Source organism: Variovorax sp. Root473 (assembly GCF_001426505.1).
Taxonomy (GTDB): domain Bacteria; phylum Pseudomonadota; class Gammaproteobacteria; order Burkholderiales; family Burkholderiaceae_C; genus Variovorax.
Genome location: NZ_LMEV01000017.1, coordinates 1,620,145 through 1,637,735, shown reverse-complemented (window position 1 = coordinate 1,637,735; position 17,591 = coordinate 1,620,145). Strand labels below are relative to the sequence as shown.

The 17,591-nt window shown below is 66.4% G+C and carries 15 protein-coding genes and 1 tRNA gene; 10 read left to right on the top strand and 6 right to left on the bottom strand.

Annotated features, from left to right (window positions below):
• Window positions 1-12: 12 nt before the first annotated feature.
• From ASD34_RS21040 to mfd, 3 genes are read right to left on the bottom strand one after another with little or no spacing between them, the layout of a single operon-like run.
• Window positions 13-1,077, bottom strand: coding sequence for an Ldh family oxidoreductase (locus ASD34_RS21040; protein ID WP_056581376.1), 1,065 nt, complete (start codon window positions 1,075-1,077; stop codon window positions 13-15).
• Complete coding sequence (gene serB / locus ASD34_RS21035; RefSeq protein WP_056581374.1) at window positions 1,074-1,787, bottom strand: phosphoserine phosphatase SerB; 714 nt, start codon at window positions 1,785-1,787, stop codon at window positions 1,074-1,076. The genes ASD34_RS21040 and serB overlap by 4 nt, the downstream gene beginning before the upstream one ends.
• Complete coding sequence (gene mfd / locus ASD34_RS21030; RefSeq protein ID WP_056581372.1) at window positions 1,784-5,266, bottom strand: transcription-repair coupling factor; 3,483 nt, start codon at window positions 5,264-5,266, stop codon at window positions 1,784-1,786. The genes serB and mfd overlap by 4 nt, the downstream gene beginning before the upstream one ends.
• 118 nt (window positions 5,267-5,384) lie before the next feature.
• On the opposite strand from mfd, the gene ispD reads away from it, so the two are divergent.
• Window positions 5,385-6,098, top strand: a complete 714-nt coding sequence (gene ispD / locus ASD34_RS21025; protein WP_056581368.1) for a 2-C-methyl-D-erythritol 4-phosphate cytidylyltransferase — start codon at window positions 5,385-5,387, stop codon at window positions 6,096-6,098.
• On the top strand, window positions 6,095-6,586 hold the full coding sequence (gene ispF / locus ASD34_RS21020; protein ID WP_056581366.1) for a 2-C-methyl-D-erythritol 2,4-cyclodiphosphate synthase: 492 nt from the start codon (window positions 6,095-6,097) through the stop codon (window positions 6,584-6,586). The genes ispD and ispF overlap by 4 nt, the downstream gene beginning before the upstream one ends.
• A gap of 15 nt (window positions 6,587-6,601) precedes the next feature.
• Here the strand turns inward: ispF and ASD34_RS21015 are convergent, their stop codons facing one another.
• Together ASD34_RS21015 and ompR are read right to left on the bottom strand one after the other, a co-directional pair.
• Window positions 6,602-8,023 (bottom strand): sensor histidine kinase, encoded by a 1,422-nt coding sequence (locus ASD34_RS21015; protein ID WP_056581363.1) that lies wholly within the window; start codon window positions 8,021-8,023, stop codon window positions 6,602-6,604.
• Between the two features lie 77 nt (window positions 8,024-8,100).
• Complete coding sequence (gene ompR, locus ASD34_RS21010) at window positions 8,101-8,832, bottom strand: two-component system response regulator OmpR (protein WP_007837017.1); 732 nt, start codon at window positions 8,830-8,832, stop codon at window positions 8,101-8,103.
• Window positions 8,833-8,885: 53 nt separating this feature from the next.
• Between ompR and ASD34_RS21005 the strand changes: the two genes are divergently transcribed.
• Both ASD34_RS21005 and ASD34_RS21000 read left to right on the top strand, forming a co-directional pair.
• Complete coding sequence (locus ASD34_RS21005; protein ID WP_235510148.1) at window positions 8,886-9,365, top strand: hypothetical protein; 480 nt, start codon at window positions 8,886-8,888, stop codon at window positions 9,363-9,365.
• A gap of 54 nt (window positions 9,366-9,419) precedes the next feature.
• The gene (locus ASD34_RS21000; RefSeq protein ID WP_056581360.1) at window positions 9,420-10,127 is read left to right on the top strand and encodes an SIMPL domain-containing protein; all 708 of its coding nucleotides are present in this window, start codon (window positions 9,420-9,422) and stop codon (window positions 10,125-10,127) included.
• Window positions 10,128-10,196: 69 nt separating this feature from the next.
• On the opposite strand, the gene ASD34_RS20995 is transcribed toward ASD34_RS21000, so the two are convergent.
• Window positions 10,197-10,967: a 3-hydroxybutyrate dehydrogenase gene (locus ASD34_RS20995; RefSeq protein WP_056582591.1), complete on the bottom strand. Its 771-nt coding sequence runs from the start codon at window positions 10,965-10,967 to the stop codon at window positions 10,197-10,199.
• A gap of 68 nt (window positions 10,968-11,035) precedes the next feature.
• Here ASD34_RS20995 and ASD34_RS20990 point away from each other — a divergent pair, with 68 nt between their 5' ends.
• The 6 genes from ASD34_RS20990 (at window position 11,036) to rimO (ending at window position 17,060) form a co-directional block, all read left to right on the top strand.
• Window positions 11,036-11,989 (top strand): alpha/beta fold hydrolase, encoded by a 954-nt coding sequence (locus tag ASD34_RS20990; protein WP_235510146.1) that lies wholly within the window; start codon window positions 11,036-11,038, stop codon window positions 11,987-11,989.
• A gap of 58 nt (window positions 11,990-12,047) precedes the next feature.
• On the top strand, window positions 12,048-14,237 hold the full coding sequence (locus tag ASD34_RS20985; RefSeq protein ID WP_056581354.1) for a RelA/SpoT family protein: 2,190 nt from the start codon (window positions 12,048-12,050) through the stop codon (window positions 14,235-14,237).
• A gap of 38 nt (window positions 14,238-14,275) precedes the next feature.
• A tRNA-Val gene (locus ASD34_RS20980) sits at window positions 14,276-14,352 on the top strand.
• A gap of 265 nt (window positions 14,353-14,617) precedes the next feature.
• On the top strand, window positions 14,618-14,941 hold the full coding sequence (locus ASD34_RS27210) for a hypothetical protein (protein WP_235510144.1): 324 nt from the start codon (window positions 14,618-14,620) through the stop codon (window positions 14,939-14,941).
• 69 nt (window positions 14,942-15,010) lie between these two features.
• The gene (phaR, locus tag ASD34_RS20975) at window positions 15,011-15,571 is read left to right on the top strand and encodes a polyhydroxyalkanoate synthesis repressor PhaR (RefSeq protein WP_056581351.1); all 561 of its coding nucleotides are present in this window, start codon (window positions 15,011-15,013) and stop codon (window positions 15,569-15,571) included.
• A gap of 82 nt (window positions 15,572-15,653) precedes the next feature.
• A complete protein-coding gene (gene rimO, locus ASD34_RS20970; RefSeq protein WP_056581348.1) occupies window positions 15,654-17,060 on the top strand; it encodes a 30S ribosomal protein S12 methylthiotransferase RimO in 1,407 nt (468 codons plus the stop codon).
• Window positions 17,061-17,591: the final 531 nt, after the last annotated feature.

Below are 17,591 nucleotides of genomic sequence, written 5' to 3'. Positions count from 1 at the left end.
CCCCGTCGGATGTCAGATCAGCGCCTGCGCCAGCCGCAGGCCATGCCGCTGCTCCGCTTCCTGCAGCGAGCGCGCAATCGATGGGTGCAGCCGCACCCCGTTCGCCGATTGCGCTTCCCGACGCTTCAAACCGCCTTCCCCCGGCAGCCGCACAGGCCTGGCCGGGTCGACGGGCGCGTTGTCGCGGCATTTTTCGGCCACGTGGTCCATCTGGCGCAGGAAGGCGTCCTTGCCGCCGAAGGCGTGCAGGTCGTGCAGCGTGAGGTGCACCGTCGCACCCCAGCCTTCGGGCGGGTCGGCGCGGCCGTGGCCTGCGAGGCCGGCCGTGAGCGTCTCGACCAGCAGTGCCATGCCGTAGCCCTTGTGGCCATGGCTCAGGCCGCCCACGGGCAGCAGCGTGCCGGGCGGCTGGTCGAACAGCACCTGCGGGTTGTTCGACGGTTGGCCTGATGCGTCGATGAGCCATTCCTCGGCAAAGGTCTCGCCGGCCGCGCGCTTGCGGTTGCTCATGCCGTTGGTGGTGATCGAGGCCGAGATGTCGACCATCACGCCGCCCTGCGACAGCGGAAAACCCATTGCCAGCGGGTTCGGCGTGAACACCGCCTGCGTGCCGCCGAAGGGCGCGACGCTGGCGGTGTTGGGGTCGGAGCAGGCCAGCAGCATCAGCATGTCTTCCTGCAGCGCGCGCAGCGTGTAGACCGCGAGGCAGGCGATGTGGTGGCTGCGGCGGATCACGAGCGAGGCGGTGCCGAGCTCGCGCGCGCGTGGAATGAGCAGGTCCATGCCCTGGTCCATGAGCCAGGGGCCGGGCAGGCGCTTGCCGTCCCACAGCACAGAGGCGGGGCGGTCGGACAGCACCTCGGGCGCGCCGCCCGGCGTCATGCCGCCTGATTCGATTTCCTTCACGTAGCCGGCGAGCAGCGCGAGGCCGTGCGTGTCGTGGCCCAGCAGGTCGCCTTCGACCAGCGTGCGTGCGACGCTGTCGGCCATCGAGGCCGCGAGGCCCGCTTTCTGCAGCAGGGCGCTGGCGTAGTCGCGCAGCGCGTCGGCGCGGTACAGCGGGGCGGCGTCGGTCATTTCAGGATTTCCAGCACGCGGTCGAGCCCGCCCGCGTTGATCGCCACCATGGCCTGCTCGCGCACCTTCGGCTTGGCGTGATAGGCCACCGACAGCCCGGCCTCGCCCATCATCGGCAGGTCGTTGGCGCCGTCGCCCACGGCGATGGTTTCTTGCGGCGAGATGCCCATGAGCGAGGCCACTTCGAGCAGCGTGCGGCGCTTTTCGGCGCCGTCGCAGATGTCGCCCCAGCTTTGCGTCACGACCTGGCCGGTGAGCTGGCCATCGGCTTCGTCGAGCAGGTTGGAGCGCGCGAAGTCGATGCCCAGCTGGTCCTTCACGCGGTTCGCGAAGAAGGTAAAGCCGCCGGACACCAGCAGCACCTTGAGGCCGGCTTTCTTGCAGGCGGCGACCAGCTCGGCGGCGCCGGGGTTGAGCTTCAGGCGCTCGTCGTACACCTGCTGCAGCGCGGCCACGGGCACGCCCTGCAGCAGCGCCACGCGGCGGCGCAGGCTTTCCTTGAAGTCCTTGATCTCGCCGCGCATCGTGGCTTCGGTGATCGCGGCCACCTCGGCCTTCTTGCCGACGGCATCGGCGATCTCGTCGATGCATTCGATGTTGATCAGCGTCGAGTCCATGTCGAACGCGATCAGCTTGAAGTCGGCGAGCTTCAGCGGCGGCTTCACGCGCTGGAGGACGAGGCCGGGGGAGATTTCTGTCGTAGCGCTCATGCGGGGGCGGTTTCCTTGACGAAGGGTTGTCCGAGGCTGCGCAGCACGTCGCGCACCATCTGGGCGCGGTCCTTCGGCTCCTTGAGTTCGCGCTCGATGCGCAGCTTCTCGTTGCCGGCGAGCTTGATGTGCTTGTTCTTCTGGATCAGCTGGATGATGGCCATGCCGTCCACCGGCGCGTCCTTCTTGAAGGTGATGTTGATGATGCCCGGCGCGGCATCGACCTTGACCACGCCGTAGGGCCGCGCGAGCACGCGCAGGCGGTGCGTGTCGATGAGCGTCTGCGCCTGCGGCGGCAGCTTGCCGAAGCGGTCGACGATCTCTTCGAGCAGCGTGTCGATCTGGTCGGGCGTCTTGGCGGTCGCGAGCTTCTTGTAGAACGACAGCCGCAGGTGCACGTCGCCGCAGTAGTCGTCGGGCAGGAGGGCGGGCGCGTGCAGGTTGATCTCGGTCGTGACCGACAGCGGCGACAGCAGGTCGGGCTCCTGCCCGGCCTTGAGCGAGCGCACGGCTTCGCTGAGCATCTCGTTGTAGAGCTGGAAGCCGATCTCCATCATGTTGCCGCTCTGGTTCTCGCCGAGCACTTCGCCCGTGCCGCGGATCTCCAGGTCGTGCATCGCGAGGTAGAAGCCCGAGCCGAGCTCCTCCATCTGCTGGATCGCTTCGAGCCGCTGCGAGGCCTGCTTGGTCAGGCCTTCGGTGTCGGGCACCATGAGGTAGGCATAGGCTTGGTGGTGTGAGCGACCGACGCGGCCGCGCAACTGGTGCAACTGCGCCAGACCGAACTTGTCGGCGCGGCTCATCACGATGGTGTTGGCGGTGGGCACGTCGATGCCGGTCTCGATGATGGTCGAGCACAGCAGCATGTTGTAGCGCTGGGCCACGAAGTCGCGCATCACGCGCTCCAGTTCGCGCTCGGGCATCTGGCCGTGGGCCACGGCGATGCGGGCCTCGGGCAGGATTTCCTCGAGCTTCTGGCGCCGGTTCTCGATGGTCTCGACCTCGTTGTGCAGGAAGTAGACCTGCCCGCCGCGCTTCAATTCGCGCAGCACGGCCTCGCGGATCACGCCCGTGCCCTCGTTGCGCACGAAGGTCTTGATCGCCAGGCGCCGCTGCGGCGCGGTCGCGATCACGCTCAGGTCGCGCAGGCCCTCGAGCGCCATGCCCAGCGTGCGCGGAATCGGCGTGGCGGTGAGCGTGAGCACGTCGACCTCGGCGCGCATCGCCTTCATCGCCTCCTTGTGGCGCACGCCGAAACGGTGCTCCTCGTCGATGATGAGCAGGCCCAGGTTCTTGAACTTGACCGACGGCGAGAGCAGCTTGTGCGTGCCGACCACGATGTCGACCTGGCCCTCGGCCAGGCCCTTGGCGGCGGCCGTGATCTCCTTGGCCGAGCGGAAGCGGCTCATCTCGGCCACCTTCACCGGCCATTTGGCAAAACGGTCGACCAGCGTCTGGTAGTGCTGCTCGGCCAGCAGCGTGGTGGGCGCCAGGAAGGCCACCTGCTTGCCGCCGGTGACGGCGATGAAGGCGGCGCGCAGCGCGACCTCGGTCTTGCCGAAGCCCACGTCGCCGCAGACCAGCCGGTCCATCGGCTGGGGCGAGATCATGTCCTGCACCACGGCGTGGATCGCGGCCTTCTGGTCGGCGGTCTCCTGGAAGCCGAAGTCGTTGGCGAACACCTCGTAGTCGGCGGCTGAATAGCGGAAGGCATGGCCTTCGCGTGCGGCACGGCGGGCGTAGATGTTGAGCAGCTCGGCGGCCGAGTCGCGCACCTGTTCGGCGGCCTTGCGCTTGGCCTTTTCCCACTGGCCGGAGCCCAGCTTGTGCAGCGGCGCCTCGTCGGCGCTCACGCCGGTGTAGCGGCTGATCTGGTGCAGCTGCGACACGGGCACGTACAGCGTGGCCTTGTCGGCGTACTCCAGGTGCAGCATTTCCTGCAGCAGCGGCTTGCCTTCTTCGTCGACGCCCTGGCCCAGGTCCATGTGGATCAGACCGCGGTAGCGGCCGATGCCGTGCGCGGAGTGCACCACGGGGTCGCCCACGTTGAGCTCGGACAGGTCCTTGATCAGCGCCTCGACGTCGCTGACCTGCTCCTGCCGCTTGCCGCGCCGGCGCGTGGTGGGCGCGGTGGCGAACAGTTCGGTCTCGGTGACGAAGTCGATCGCCTGTTCGCGCCACGCAAAGCCCGAGGCCAGCGCGGCAGTGGCGATGCCGATTTTTTCGTCGGCCGATGCTTCGAACTCGGCCAGCGAATCGAAGGCGGGTGGGTTCACGCCGCTGGCGCGCAGGAAATCGAGCAGGCTTTCGCGGCGGCCGTCGCTCTCTGCGATCAGCAGCACGCGGTGCGGCGTGGCGGCGATGTGGGCCTTCAGGCCGACCAGCGGATCTTCGGCGCCGCGCACCACCGCGAATGGCGGCAGCTTGTCGAACTCGGCGTAGGGTGCATCGGTGGCGATGTCGCCGCGAATGGCGAGCTGCGCGTGTGGCTTGGCGCGCTGGTAGAACTGCTCGGCGTTGAGGAACAGCGCCTCGGGCGGCAGCGCGGGGCGCTCGGGGTCGCCCTGCACGAGGCGGTAGCGCTCGTTCGTGTCCTGCCAGAAGTGCTGGAACGCGGGTTCGAGGTCGCCGTGCAGCACGACCGTGGCGTCGGCGCCGAGATAGTCGAACACCGTGGCCGTCTCGTCGAAGAACAGCGGCAGGTAGTACTCGATGCCGGCGGTGGCCACGCCGTTGCCCATGTCCTTGTAGATGCGGCTCTTGGTCGGGTCGCCTTCGAGCAGTTCGCGCCAGCGGCTGCGAAAGCGCGCGCGGGCATCGTCGTCCATCGGAAACTCGCGGCCCGGCAGCAGGCGCACTTCGGGCACGGGGTAGAGGCTGCGCTGGGTGTCGGGGTCGAAGGTTCGAATGGAGTCGATCTCGTCATCGAACAGGTCGACGCGGAACGGCACCAGCGAGCCCATGGGGAAGAGGTCGATCAGGCCGCCGCGCACCGCATACTCCCCCGGGCTCACGACCTGCGTCACATGGCTGTAGCCGGCCAGCGTGAGTTGGGCCTTGAGCTTGGACTCCTGCAGCTTCTGCTTGGCCTTGAAGTGGAAGGTGTAGCCGGCCAGGAACGCGGGCGGCGCGAGGCGGTAGAGCGCGGTGGTGGCGGGCACCAGCACCACGTCGGCCTCTTTCTGGCTGATGCGCCAGAGCGTGGCCAGGCGCTCGCTGATCAGGTCCTGGTGCGGCGAGAAGCTGTCGTACGGCAGCGTTTCCCAGTCGGGGAAGAGGGCGCAGCGCAGGTCGGGTGCGAAGAAGGCGATCTCGTCGATGAGCCGCTGGGCGTCGTTCGCGTCGGCGGTGAACATCGCGGTGGCGCGACCCGCGGCCTTCTCGCGCATGCCGAGCTGGGCCAGCATCAGCGCATCGGCCGACAACGGGGGACGCGGCAGCGTGAAACGCTTGCCCGCCGGGAGAAGGGGGAGGTCCATGGAGCGGTTCGAAAAATGCACGACACCCCGCGCCGGACGGCGAGGGGTGTGCGAAGGTCAATTCTAGAATGGCGGCCCCTTATCCGCTTGTCGGCCATCGGCCCGTGCCGCACCCTCCATGTCTTCTTCCCGTTTCTACGTGCTGATCCCTTGTGCCGGCTCCGGCCACCGTGCCGGCGGCGCGCAGCCCAAGCAGTACCGGCGCCTGGCAGGCCAGTCGATGGTGGCTCACACGCTGGACGCATTCCGCGCGCTGGCCGGGCGTTTCGCGGGGGTGGCGGTGGTGGTGTCGCCCGAGGACCGCGAGGTGCAGACGGCGTTGCCGCGCTTTCCCGCGACGGATGAGTACCTGCTGCGCGTGGGCGGCCTGACGCGCGCCGCCTCGGTGCGCAACGGCCTGGTGGCGCTGCGCCAGAAAGGCGCCGGCGCGCACGACTGGGTGCTGGTGCACGACGCGGCGCGCTGCCTGGTCACGTCCAGCCAGATCGAGGCGCTGATTGCCGCCTGCGAGCACGACGCCGTCGGCGGCCTGCTGGCACAGCGGCTGGCCGACACACTGAAGGTCTCGTCCACCGACGGCCGCGCGACGCAGACCCTGCCGCGCGCCGACAAGTGGCAGGCCCAGACGCCGCAAATGTTTCGCATCGGCATGCTGCTCGACGCGCTGGAGCGCGTGGGCGATGTGGTGACCGACGAGGCCAGCGCCATCGAAAATCTCGGCCTGGCGCCGCTGCTGGTGCCCGGCAGCGCACAGAACTTCAAAGTCACGTTTCCCGAAGATTTCGCATTGGCCGAGGCAGTTCTGCTCGGCCGCAAGAAGGCCATGGCATGACGACGACGCCGTTCAACATCCGCATCGGCGAAGGCTGGGACGTTCACCAGCTGGTGGCAGGGCGCAAGCTCATTCTGGGCGGCATCGAGGTGCCGCACACCACCGGCCTGCTCGGGCATTCGGACGCCGACGTGCTGCTGCACGCCATCACCGACGCGCTGCTCGGCGGTGCCGGGCTGGGCGACATCGGCCGGCATTTCCCCGACACCGACGCCCAGTTCCGCGGCGCCGATTCGGCGGTGCTGCTGGCCGAGGCGGCGCGCCGCGTGCGCGCGGCGGGCTGGGAGATCGGCAACGTCGACAGCACCGTGATTGCGCAGGCGCCCAAGCTGGCGTCGCACATTCCAGCCATGTGCCAGCGCATTGCCGACACGCTGGGCATTGCGCTCGGCCAGGTCAATGTGAAGGCCAAGACGGCCGAGAAGCTCGGCCCGGTGGGCGAGGGGCGGGCGATGGAAGCCCGCGCTGCGGTGCTGCTGCACCGCTGACGAACGCACAGGTCTTCAGGCGACCTGTTTCTTGCCCGGCACGTCGCTGCCGGGCTTGCCGGCTGCCGACATCGCGCGCGGCATCCGGATGTGGGCCGCGAGGCCCCGGCCCGGCGTGCTGGTGAGCGCAAAGGTGCCGCCCATGCGCTCGATGTTCTTCGCCACGATCGACAGCCCCAGGCCGGCGCCGGCCGCCGAGGTGCGCGCGGCGTCGCCGCGGAAGAAGGGCTTGGTCAGCTGCACGAGCAGGGCGGGCTCGACGCCCGCGCCATGGTCGCGCACCTTGATCAGCACCGCGTCGTTGTTGGCCTGCGCCTGGATCGTGACGTCGGCCACGCCGGTCGACGGCGTCTTGCCGTAGCGCCGCGCGTTCTCGACCAGGTTGGAGATCACCCGCGTGAGCTCCACCTCGTCGCCCATCACCTTCAGGTCGGCGGGCACGTCGACGTGGATGTTCATCTCTTCGTAGTCCTGCACGGCGTAGGTGCAGGCGTCGATCACGTCGCGCAGCAGCACCGGACGCTGGTCGACGTGGTCGGGGCGGGCGTAGTCGAGGAACTTGTCGATGATGGCGTCGAGCTGCGCGATGTCGGCGGCCATGTGGTCGCGTGCGTCTTCGTCGGCCACGCTCATCTCGGTTTCGAGCCGCAGCCGGGCCAGCGGCGTGCGCAGGTCGTGCGAGATGCCGGCCAGCATGATGGCGCGGTCCTGCTCGATCTTGGCGAGCTGGTCGGCCATGCGATTGAAGCCGATGTTCACCGCGCGGATCTCGTTGGTGCGCGCCCGCTCGTCGAGCCGGTGCGCCTCGTACTCGCCCTCGCGCACCTGCAGCGTGGCGCGCGACAGCTGCTTGAGCGGCAGGTTGATCAGTCGCGTGATCAGCGCCGCGCCGGCGAGCGACAGCGCCATCGCCGTGCTGAGCCAGACCAGCCAGGTGCGCCCGCCCACGCGGCTGAAGCGCGTGGGGTCGAGCAGCAGCCAGTAGGTGTCGCTCTCGATGGTGAACCCGATCCACAGGCCGGCTTCGTCGTTCACGCGGCTGGCCACGGTGGTGCCTTCGCCGAGCTGGGCGATCAGCTCTTCGGTGACGCGCTCGTCGAGCGCGCCGCTGGTGTAGGGCTGGAAGCGGTCGTTGGGTTCGCGCGGCAGGATGCGCACGCCTTCCTGGTCGGCCAGCGTCTTGATCAGCGAGACCCGCGTGATCGCGTCCGAATACACGAGCGCCGCGCGCGTGAGGTTCACGAGCGAGGCGATCTGGTGGCCGGTCTGGATGGCGCGTGGCTCGTACTCGAGCGAGCGGAAGGTCTGCAGCCACGCGACCGTGCAGCCGATCAGCAGCAGCGCGAGCAGGAAGAAGGTGCGCCAGAAAAGGCTGAAACCCAACTTGAGGCCGGGGCGACGGTCACGCTGCGCGCTCGCTTCGAGCGGGCTCGGCATCGTGACCTGTGCGCCGTCCTCCTGGGCCGGGTCAGGTCGGGCGGAATGGAGGCCGATGGCCACCTTTCAGCGGGGCGTCAGGCCGTGCCGTCCGGCACGAACACGTAGCCCACGCCCCAGACGGTCTGGATGTAGCGCGGCGCCGCGGCGTCGGACTCGACCAGTTTGCGCAGGCGCGAGATCTGCACGTCCAGGCTGCGGTCGAAGGGCTCGAACTCGCGGCCGCGGGCCAGCTGGGCCAGCTTTTCGCGCGACAGCGGCTGGCGCGGGTGGCGCACCAGCGCCTTCAGCATCGCGAATTCGCCGGTGGTCAGCGAGAGTTCTTCGCCGTCCTTCTTCAGGGTGCGCGAGCCGAGGTCGAAGGCGAACGGGCCGAAGGTGACGGTCTCGTTCTCGGTGGAGGGGGCGCCCGGCGCCTCCAGAGGCGGACGGCGGCGCAGCACGGCGTGCACGCGGGCCAGCAGTTCGCGCGGGTTGAAGGGCTTGCCGAGGTAGTCGTCGGCGCCGACTTCGAGACCGACGATGCGGTCCACATCTTCACCCTTGGCGGTGAGCATGATGATCGGCGTGCGGTCGTTGGCGGCACGCAGGCGGCGGCACACCGAGAGGCCATCTTCGCCGGGCATCATCAGGTCGAGCACGATCAAATCGACCGTGTCGCGCAACAGGATGCGGTTGAGCGCCTTGCCGTCCTCGGCCACGATCACTTCGAATCCTTCCTGCGTCAGGTAGCGGCGCAGGAGGTCGCGGATGCGGGCGTCGTCGTCGACGATCACGATCTTGTCGGTGCGAGCGGGAACTTGAGTCATTTCTACAACGTTGAATTTGTAACAGCGCCGATTCTGAAGGCGTTAGGCCGCCATTGCTGCCGAATTCCGTAGTGGTTGACACTAAGTTACACAACTTGCGGGCGCTCGCGCTCTGGTTATCCAAGCTTTGCCTGGCGATGGCACAGTCCGTGCTGCCTTATGACGATTGCTCGATGAGATCTTCTTTTTCTGCCTTGCCTCTGCTTTTTTTCGCGTGCGCTTGTGGTGCGACGTCCGTCGCTTCCGAAGGGTTTTTACGGGTCGGCGAAGTGCGCCGCAGCGAAGTGCGCGACGCCGTGGCTGCGCATCGGGCAGCCCAGCGCGAAGAGCAGCGCCGCGACGAAGCGCTGGCGGGACGCCGGCTCACGGCGGGCGAGCTGTTCGAACTGCGTCAGCAGGTTCGGGGGCAGTGGGTGCCTGCGGGAACGGGCGTCCTGCTGAATTCGGCAGAATCACAGCCAGCCGAGCGCATCGTGCCGGCACCGCAGCCCGTCGCCAGTCCGCAAACCGCGCCGCGCAGCCTGCGCCACTGAGAAAACTCGGCGCAGGCGAGGGCTTTCCTCGTATCCAACAGGGAGAAATCTGTCTTGAAGACTGTTCGATTGATCGCAGCCTGCGCCACGCTGGCTGTCGCGGGTACCGCTTGGGCCCAGAATGCCGTCATGCCCGCTCCACAAAACGTGCTCCAGTTGTCGGCCTCCGGCACCGTCGAAGTTCAGCAAGACCTGCTGAGCATGACCCTCGTGACCACGCGCGATGCCGCCGAGGCAGGCACCGTGCAGACTCAGCTCAAGACCGCGCTCGACGCCGCGCTGGCCGAAGCCAAGAAGAATGCGCAGCCGGGCCAGCTCGACGTGCGCACCGGTAACTTCAGCCTGTCCCCGCGCTACACCAAGGACGGCAAGATCAACGGCTGGCAGGGTTCGACCGAACTCGTGCTCGAAGGCCGCGATTTCGCGCGCATCACCCAGACGGCCGGACGCATCAGCACGCTCAGCGTGGGCAACGTCGGTTTTGGCCTGAGCCGCGAGCAACGTGCCAAGACCGAAACCGAGGCGCAGAACATCGCCATCGACAACTTCAAGCAGAAGGCCGGCGAACTGGCCAAAGGGTTCGGCTTCAGTGGCTACACGCTGCGCGAGGTGTCGGTGAACGCGAACGACAGCGGCCCGATCCGCCCGCGCGTGATGGCCATGCAGGCCAAGTCGTTCTCGGCCGCCGATTCGGCCGTGCCGGTGGAAGCGGGCAAGACCAACGTGGTCGTGAACGTTTCCGGGTCGGTGCAGCTCAAGTAAGAAGACAAACAGAGAGCGCGCAGCGCCGGCGGGCGAGTGCCGCCGGCGTTTTTTGTTGTCTCTGTTTATTTACTGAGCCGTCCAGCCGCCATCCATGGCCCAGGCGACGCCCCGCACCTGATCGGCCGCGGGAGAGCTCAGGAAGACGGCCAACCCGCCCAGTTGCTCGACCGTCGTGAACTGCAGCGAGGGCTGCTTTTCTCCCAGCAATTCGTTCTGCGCCTGGAGGGCCGAAATGCCTTCGCGTGCCGCGCGGTCATCGATCTGCTTTTGCACCAGTGCCGTGAGCACCCAGCCCGGGCAGATCGCGTTGCAGGTGACGCCGGTGGTGGCCGTCTCGAGTGCCACGGATTTGGTCAGGCCCACGATGCCGTGCTTGGCCGCGACATAGGCCGACTTCTGCGCCGAGGCCACGAGCCCGTGCGCCGACGCGACGTTGATGATGCGACCCCAGTTGGCCTCCCGCATCGCGGGAATCGCCAGGCGCGTCGTGTGGAAGGCGCTCGTGAGGTTGATGGCGATGATCGCGTCCCAGCGTTCGGTCGGGAAGTCTTCCACCTTGGCGACGTGCTGGATGCCGGCGTTGTTCACGAGGATGTCCACGCGTCCGAACGTCGACGCGGCGAACTTCATCATGTCCTCGATCTGGTCGGGCTTGCTCATGTCGGCCCCGTGGTATTCGGCACGCACGCCGAGCGCCTCGATCTGGGCCTTGGGGGTTTCGGCGTCGCCGAAACCGTTGAGCACGATGTGTGCACCTTGTTGGGCCAGCGCCTTGGCGATGGCGAAGCCAATGCCACTGGTGGACCCCGTGACAAGCGCGGTTTTGCCTTTGAGCATGAAGATCAATCTCCGGATGAATTAGGATGCAACGAGACCATTATCCGCACCCGAACCCCTCCGTTTCCATGACAGAACCGACCCTTCACGACGTGGCCTGCAACGACGCCCAGGGCGGTCATCGCATGGCCTATTGGCAATGGGGCGACGCGCACAGCGCACATGTCGTGGTCTGCGTGCACGGGTTGACCCGGCAGGGGCGCGATTTCGACGTGCTCGCGCAGGCCATCGTGGCGCGCGCGGGCGGCGATGTGCGCGTGGTCTGTCCCGACGTGGTCGGGCGCGGGCGCAGCGACTGGCTGCGCGACCCTGCTTTCTATCAAGTGCCTGTGTATGCGGCCGACATGGTGACGCTGATCGCGCAGTTGCACGGCGAACATCCCATCGACACGCTCGACTACGTCGGCACCAGCATGGGTGGGCTGATCGGCTTCGTGCTGGCTGGTCACAAGGAGCTGCCGCTGCCACGGCCCATTCGCCGTTTCGTCGCGAACGATGTCGGTCCCACGGTCGAGCCCGCGGCCATCCAGCGCATCGGCGCGTATGTGGGAAAGAGCGGCCAGTTTCCGAGCGTGCAGGCTGCGGCCGATGCGATGTGGGCCCTGTCGACCACCTTCGGGCCGCACACGCCCGAGCAGTGGCGGGCGCTGTCGCAGCACATGGTGGTGCCGGCGTCCGAACGCAGCGCCGACGGTGCCGCCAAGACCGCCAGTGCCGGCCCGGCGGGCGAGGGTGCCTGGGTGCTGCACTACGACCCGGCCATCGGCGTGCCGCTGCGCGCCATCACGCCCGAGATCGCGGCGCAGGGCGGGGCGGTGATGTGGAGCCTGTACGACGCCATCGAGGCGCGCACGCTGCTCACGCGCGGCGCGGCGTCCGACCTGCTGTCGCCCGAGACGGCGGCCGCAATGACGCAGCGCGGGCCGCGTGCCACGCTTGTCGAGTTCGAGGGCGTGGGCCACGCGCCCACTTTCGTCGATCCCGCACAGGTCGCCGTCGTCACGAATTTCCTGTTCGATTGAGGGCATCGTGAAGCGAGAGTCTGCGAACCTTCAGACGGCACCTGTGTCCGATGGCGTCATGGTCGATTACCCGCTGTCGGCCGCCACGGCCGACCGCTCGCCGGTCATGGAGAACATGCTGGCACGCGCCCGTGCGTTCGCCGAGCCGCTGATCGCCGACGAAAAACTCGACACCGGCGAGAACACGCTGGCGCACGCCGATGCGGTAGCCGCCATTGTTGCGAAGATGGGCGGCTCCGAAGCGATGCAGGCCGCGAGCTACCTCGTGTATTCGTGCCAGCACCTGAACCGCCCGCAGGAGGTGATTGCCAAGGTCTTCGGCGACAACTTCGCGGCCCTCGCAGTCGAGACCACCAAGCTCGTGCGTGTGCAGGAGCAGGCGCGCACGGCCTCGCAAGGGCACCATGCCGAAGGCGCCGGCGCGCAGACCGAGAACGTGCGCAAGATGCTGCTCGCGTTTTCGCGCGACCTGCGCGTGGTCATGCTGCGGCTGGCCTCGCGCCTGCAGACGCTGCGTCACGCGGCGGCCAGCAAGCAGCCCGCGCCCGAGAGCGTGGCGCGTGAGTCGCTGCAGGTGTTTGCGCCGCTCGCGAACCGACTGGGGATCTGGCAGGTGAAGTGGGAGATCGAAGATCTCTCATTCCGCTTTCTCGAGCCCGAAACCTACAAGCTGATCGCGCGCCTGCTCGACGAGAAGCGCATCGAGCGCGAAGGCCATGTCGAGCAGTTGCGCTCGCAGCTGGAGCATGAACTGCAGGCCGAGGGCGTCAAGGCCACGGTGCAGGGTCGCCCGAAGAACATCTACAGCATCGTCAAGAAGATGCGCGGCAAGTCGCTCGACTTCGAGCAGGTCTTCGACATCCTCGCGCTGCGCGTGGTGGTGCAGGACGTGAAGGACTGCTATGCCGCGCTGGCTTGGGTGCACTCGCACTTCCAGCCCATCGACGAAGAGTTCGACGACTACATCGCGCGGCCCAAGCCCAACGGCTACCAGTCGCTGCACACTGTCGTGCGCGAGATCGTCGACGGCAAGGTAGGCAAGCCGATCGAGATCCAGATCCGCACCGAGGAAATGCACGACCACGCCGAACATGGCGTGGCGGCGCACTGGGCCTACAAGGAAGCGGGCCACAAGGGCTACGCGGGCGTCTGGGCGAGCGGCGAGTACGACGCCAAGATTGCGGTGCTGCGCCAGCTGCTGGCCTGGGAGCGCGACCTGTCGGGCGGGCTGCAGGGGCAGGGCCTGTTCGACGACCGCATCTATGTGCTCACGCCCGATGCCGCCATCGTCGAGCTGCCGCAGGGTGCGACGCCGGTCGACTTCGCCTACACGGTGCACACGACGCTGGGACATCGCTGCCGCGGCGCGCGTGTCGATGGCGCGATGGTGCCGCTCAACACGCCGCTGTCCAATGGGCAGACGGTCGAGATCATGGCGGCCAAGGAAGGCGGGCCGTCGCGCGACTGGTTGAACGCCGAGTTGGGCTATCTCGCGAGCCACCGTGCGCGCGCCAAGGTGCGGGCCTGGTTCAACGCGCAGATCACGCACGAGACCGTGGCGCGCGGACGCGAAGCCGTCGAGAAGCTGCTGCAGCGCGAAGGCAAGACGGCCATGCGGCTCGAAGACCTGGCTTCGCAGCTCGGCTTCAAGTCGGCGGACCATCTGTTCGAGGTGGTCGGCAAAGACGAGTTTTCACTGCGCAACATCGAGACACTGCTGCGCCCGCCCGAGCCGGCACTGAACCCTGATGACGGCGTGCAGATCAAGAAGGCGCGCGGCAGTGAAAAATCGGGCAAGGGCGGCGTGCTCGTGGTGGGCGTGTCGTCGCTGATGACGCAGCTCGCCAAGTGCTGCAAGCCGGCGCCGCCCGATGCGATCCGTGGCTTCGTCACGCGCGGGCATGGTGTCAGCGTGCATCGCGCGGATTGCAGCAACTTCCGCATGATGGCCGCGAAGGACGGCGAGCGCGTGATCGATGTCGAATGGGGCTTGCCGAAGAAGGGCTCGGATGCGCCGGTCTACGCAGTCGATGTGGCGGTGGAAGCGGCCGACCGCCAAGGCCTGCTGCGCGATATCTCCGACGTGTTCGCACGAGAGAAGATGAACGTGATCGGTGTGCAGACGCAGTCGATCAAGGGCACCGCCTGGATGACCTTCACCGTGGAAATCGCCGATGCCGCGCGACTGACGCAGGTGCTCGGCGTGGTGACTGCCGTGACTGGTGTGCGATCTGCGCGTCGGCGCTGAAAAGGGCCATTTCTCCTGCTATACTCGATGCTTCTCTTAGGCGCGTAGCTCAGTTGGTTAGAGCACCACCTTGACATGGTGGGGGTCGTTGGTTCGAATCCAATCGCGCCTACCAAATCAAACACGGGTTGCAGCGATTTCGCTGCAACCCGTTCGTCGTTTGGGCGATGTGTTCGCCTCTGGATCGGCCGGGTCACCACAGTGATCAGGGCAGGCAAAAATCGCTTTCGCGCACGGCCCTTCGCCCGGTGCAGGCAAAGCGTCGAAGCCATGTGGTTGTGCTACCTTGAGCGGTCTGCCAATCTTCTCGAATTTCCTTGATAAGCGATCTGATGAATAAGCGATCAACACCCGTTGATCGGGCGCACGCCGACCTACGCGTGGCCGCATTGCTCAAGCAGGCCCCTGTTGAATTCGCGCGCGCGGTCTACGGCATCAACGACCTCGCGAGCGGTCGCGCCGACACGATGGCCGCACGCGAGGTAGCGCGTGCACAACGACAGGGCGTCCCGGTGACCGAAGAGCGCGCAGAGCAGCGCTCTCGGGCCTATCTTCCAACGGCGGGGCAGGAGCACTGCCCTCGGTGCTGGGTTGTCTACGGACAGAAGGTTCCGCTGCGTTTTCGTCTGGCGACCGCGGAGCGTCCTGAAACGGCGGCGTGTCATGCGTGTGGCGCCGAGTACGCGACCGCACAGGATGCGTGAAGAAAAATCACGGTCAGGGTAAACCTTGTCGCGATGCAGCAAAACCGCTCCCTAGAATCATCCGATGACATGGGCGTCCATGTGAAGGAGTCTGTAGTGCAGAGCAAGAAGTCCGGGGTGAAGCCGGTCCAGCGTGTGATCAAGAAGTACCCCAACCGACGGCTCTACGACACGGAGACATCCACGTACATCACGCTGAGCGAGGTCAAGCAGCTGGTCATCAAGAACGCGCAGTTCGTGGTGCGCGACGCCAAGACCGGCGACGATCTCACGCGCAGCATCCTGTTGCAGATCATTCTGGAAGAAGAAGCGGGCGGAGCGCCGATGTTCACCGAGCAGGTCCTGGCCAACATCATCCGTTTCTACGGACAGGCCATGCAGGGCTACATGGGCCCCTACCTTGAGAAGAACATCCAGGCCATGACCGAGATGCAAGCCCAGCTCACCGAAAAGGCCGAGGGCCTGACGCCTGAGATGTGGTCGCGCTTCATGACCATGCAGTCGCCGATGATCCAGGGGTTGATGGGCAACTACGTCGAGCAATCGAAGAGCGTCTTCCTGCAGATGCAGGAGCAAATGCAGAAAAACACCGAGCAGGTGCTGGGCGCCTTTGGCATCAAGCGCCCCTGAGTGCTGTGCGGCGGATCGCCTGAATGGGGCGACCGTCCGATGAACGCCCCGCTGTCACCGATAGCTGGGACAATAGAGGCCTATGAGCGAAGTTGCCTCCCCTGAACGTACTGTCACGCCGACCGCCCCCAAGGTCGGCTTTGTCAGCCTTGGTTGTCCCAAGGCCTTGACCGATTCCGAATTGATCCTGACCCAGCTGAGTGCCGAGGGGTATCAAACCTCCAAGACTTTCGAGGGCGCCGACCTTGTGATCGTCAACACCTGCGGCTTCATCGACGATGCCGTCAAGGAAAGCCTGGACACCATCGGCGAAGCCCTCGCCGAGAACGGCCGTGTGATCGTCACTGGCTGCCTGGGTGCCAAGACTGGCGACCAGGGCGGCAACCTCGTGCGCCAGATGCACCCGAGCGTGCTGGCCGTCACCGGCCCGCATGCCACGCAGGAGGTGATGGATGCCGTGCACGCCAACCTGCCGAAGCCGCACGACCCGTTCATTGACCTCGTGCCAAACACCTTCGGCGTGGCCGGCCTCAAGCTGACGCCGCGGCACTACGCCTACCTGAAGATCAGCGAGGGCTGCAACCACCGCTGCACCTTCTGCATCATTCCTTCGATGCGCGGCGACCTCGTCTCGCGTCCCGTGGGCGATGTGCTCAGCGAGGCCAAGGCCCTGTTCGAGGGCGGGGTGAAGGAACTGCTGGTGATCAGCCAGGACACCTCGGCCTACGGTGTCGACGTGAAGTACCGCACCGGCTTCTGGGACGGCAAGCCCGTCAAGACCCGCATGCTCGAACTCGTTCGTACGCTGGGCGAAATCGCCGAGCCGTATGGCGCCTGGGTGCGTCTGCACTACGTGTACCCGTATCCGAGCGTCGACGAAATCATTCCGTTGATGGCGAGCGGCCTGGTGCTGCCGTACCTCGACGTGCCGCTGCAGCACAGCCACCCCGACGTGCTCAAGCGCATGAAGCGGCCGGCCAGCGGTGAGAAGAACCTGGAGCGGATCGCGCGCTGGCGCGAGACGTGTCCCGAACTCGTGATCCGCAGCACCTTCATCGCCGGCTTTCCCGGCGAGACGGAGCAGGAGTTCGAGCACCTGCTCGACTTCATCCGCGAAGCTGAGATCGATCGTGCCGGCTGCTTTGCCTACAGCCCGGTCGAAGGCGCAACCGCCAACGACATTCCGGGCATGCTGCCCGAGGCGGAGCGCGAAGCGCGCCGCGCCCGCTTCATGGAAGTGGCCGAGGCCGTGTCGATCGCCAAGCTGCAAAAGCGCATCGGCTCGACCATGCAGGTGCTGGTCGATTCAGCGCCGGCGCTGGGCCGCAAGGGTGGGGTGGGGCGCACGTACGCCGATGCACCGGAGATCGACGGCACTGTTCGCCTCCTGCCACCCGAGAAGATCAGCAAGACGATGAAGGTCGGCGAGTTCACGCGTGCACGCATCGTGGGCGCCGAAGGCCACGACCTGATCGCGTTGCCCGTTTGATGCACCTGATTCAAACGGCCAAGAAAAAAGCCACCGGAGGCCGGTGGCTTTTGTCAGAAAACCTGGTAAGGGTCTGTTCAATNNNNACCTCCACGATGTTACTCGCTAGTACCTGAAACTAGTGCGTCTACCAATTCCGCCATCTGGGCTGATTTTGCTTCTCAGCAAAGACCACGATTATATACACAAATTTGGCGCGCTCTTTTGAGCGAGTCGACATTTCGGCTTCTGCGCGACATCGCTCGTGCGGCGAGTGTCCTGTCGAAGGCGGGTGGGTGCGATCGTGCGTGCATGGCCGGCGTCGAGGGGCGTGATCTGATGATCGCGTCGCCCGTTTGATGCAGTTTCGAGCAGCCATGAAAAAAGCCACCGGGGACCGGTGGCTTCAATCGGATGACCTGGTAAAGGTCTGTTTAAANNACCTCCACGATGTTACTCGCTAGTACCTGAAACTAGTGCGTCTACCAATTCCGCCATCTGGGCCCACATGACTGCAGAAGCAGTCACGTTTTGAATTTCAGGAAAGAAGGA

What these genes read in the sequence shown, in the direction of transcription:
- phaR (WP_056581351.1), top strand. Translation starts at nt 15,011, where the DNA reads ATGGGCGTCCATGTGAAGGAGTCTGTAGTGCAGAGCAAGAAGTCCGGG.
- mfd (WP_056581372.1), bottom strand. Translation starts at nt 5,266, where the DNA reads ATGGACCTCCCCCTTCTCCCGGCGGGCAAGCGTTTCACGCTGCCGCGT.
- ASD34_RS20995 (WP_056582591.1), bottom strand. Translation starts at nt 10,967, where the DNA reads ATGCTCAAAGGCAAAACCGCGCTTGTCACGGGGTCCACCAGTGGCATT.
- ASD34_RS20985 (WP_056581354.1), top strand. Translation starts at nt 12,048, where the DNA reads ATGGTCGATTACCCGCTGTCGGCCGCCACGGCCGACCGCTCGCCGGTC.
- ASD34_RS21040 (WP_056581376.1), bottom strand. Translation starts at nt 1,077, where the DNA reads ATGACCGACGCCGCCCCGCTGTACCGCGCCGACGCGCTGCGCGACTAC.
- ompR (WP_007837017.1), bottom strand. Translation starts at nt 8,832, where the DNA reads ATGACTCAAGTTCCCGCTCGCACCGACAAGATCGTGATCGTCGACGAC.
- ispF (WP_056581366.1), top strand. Translation starts at nt 6,095, where the DNA reads ATGACGACGACGCCGTTCAACATCCGCATCGGCGAAGGCTGGGACGTT.
- ASD34_RS20990 (WP_235510146.1), top strand. Translation starts at nt 11,036, where the DNA reads ATGACAGAACCGACCCTTCACGACGTGGCCTGCAACGACGCCCAGGGC.
- ASD34_RS21015 (WP_056581363.1), bottom strand. Translation starts at nt 8,023, where the DNA reads ATGCCGAGCCCGCTCGAAGCGAGCGCGCAGCGTGACCGTCGCCCCGGC.
- ispD (WP_056581368.1), top strand. Translation starts at nt 5,385, where the DNA reads ATGTCTTCTTCCCGTTTCTACGTGCTGATCCCTTGTGCCGGCTCCGGC.
- serB (WP_056581374.1), bottom strand. Translation starts at nt 1,787, where the DNA reads ATGAGCGCTACGACAGAAATCTCCCCCGGCCTCGTCCTCCAGCGCGTG.
- rimO (WP_056581348.1), top strand. Translation starts at nt 15,654, where the DNA reads ATGAGCGAAGTTGCCTCCCCTGAACGTACTGTCACGCCGACCGCCCCC.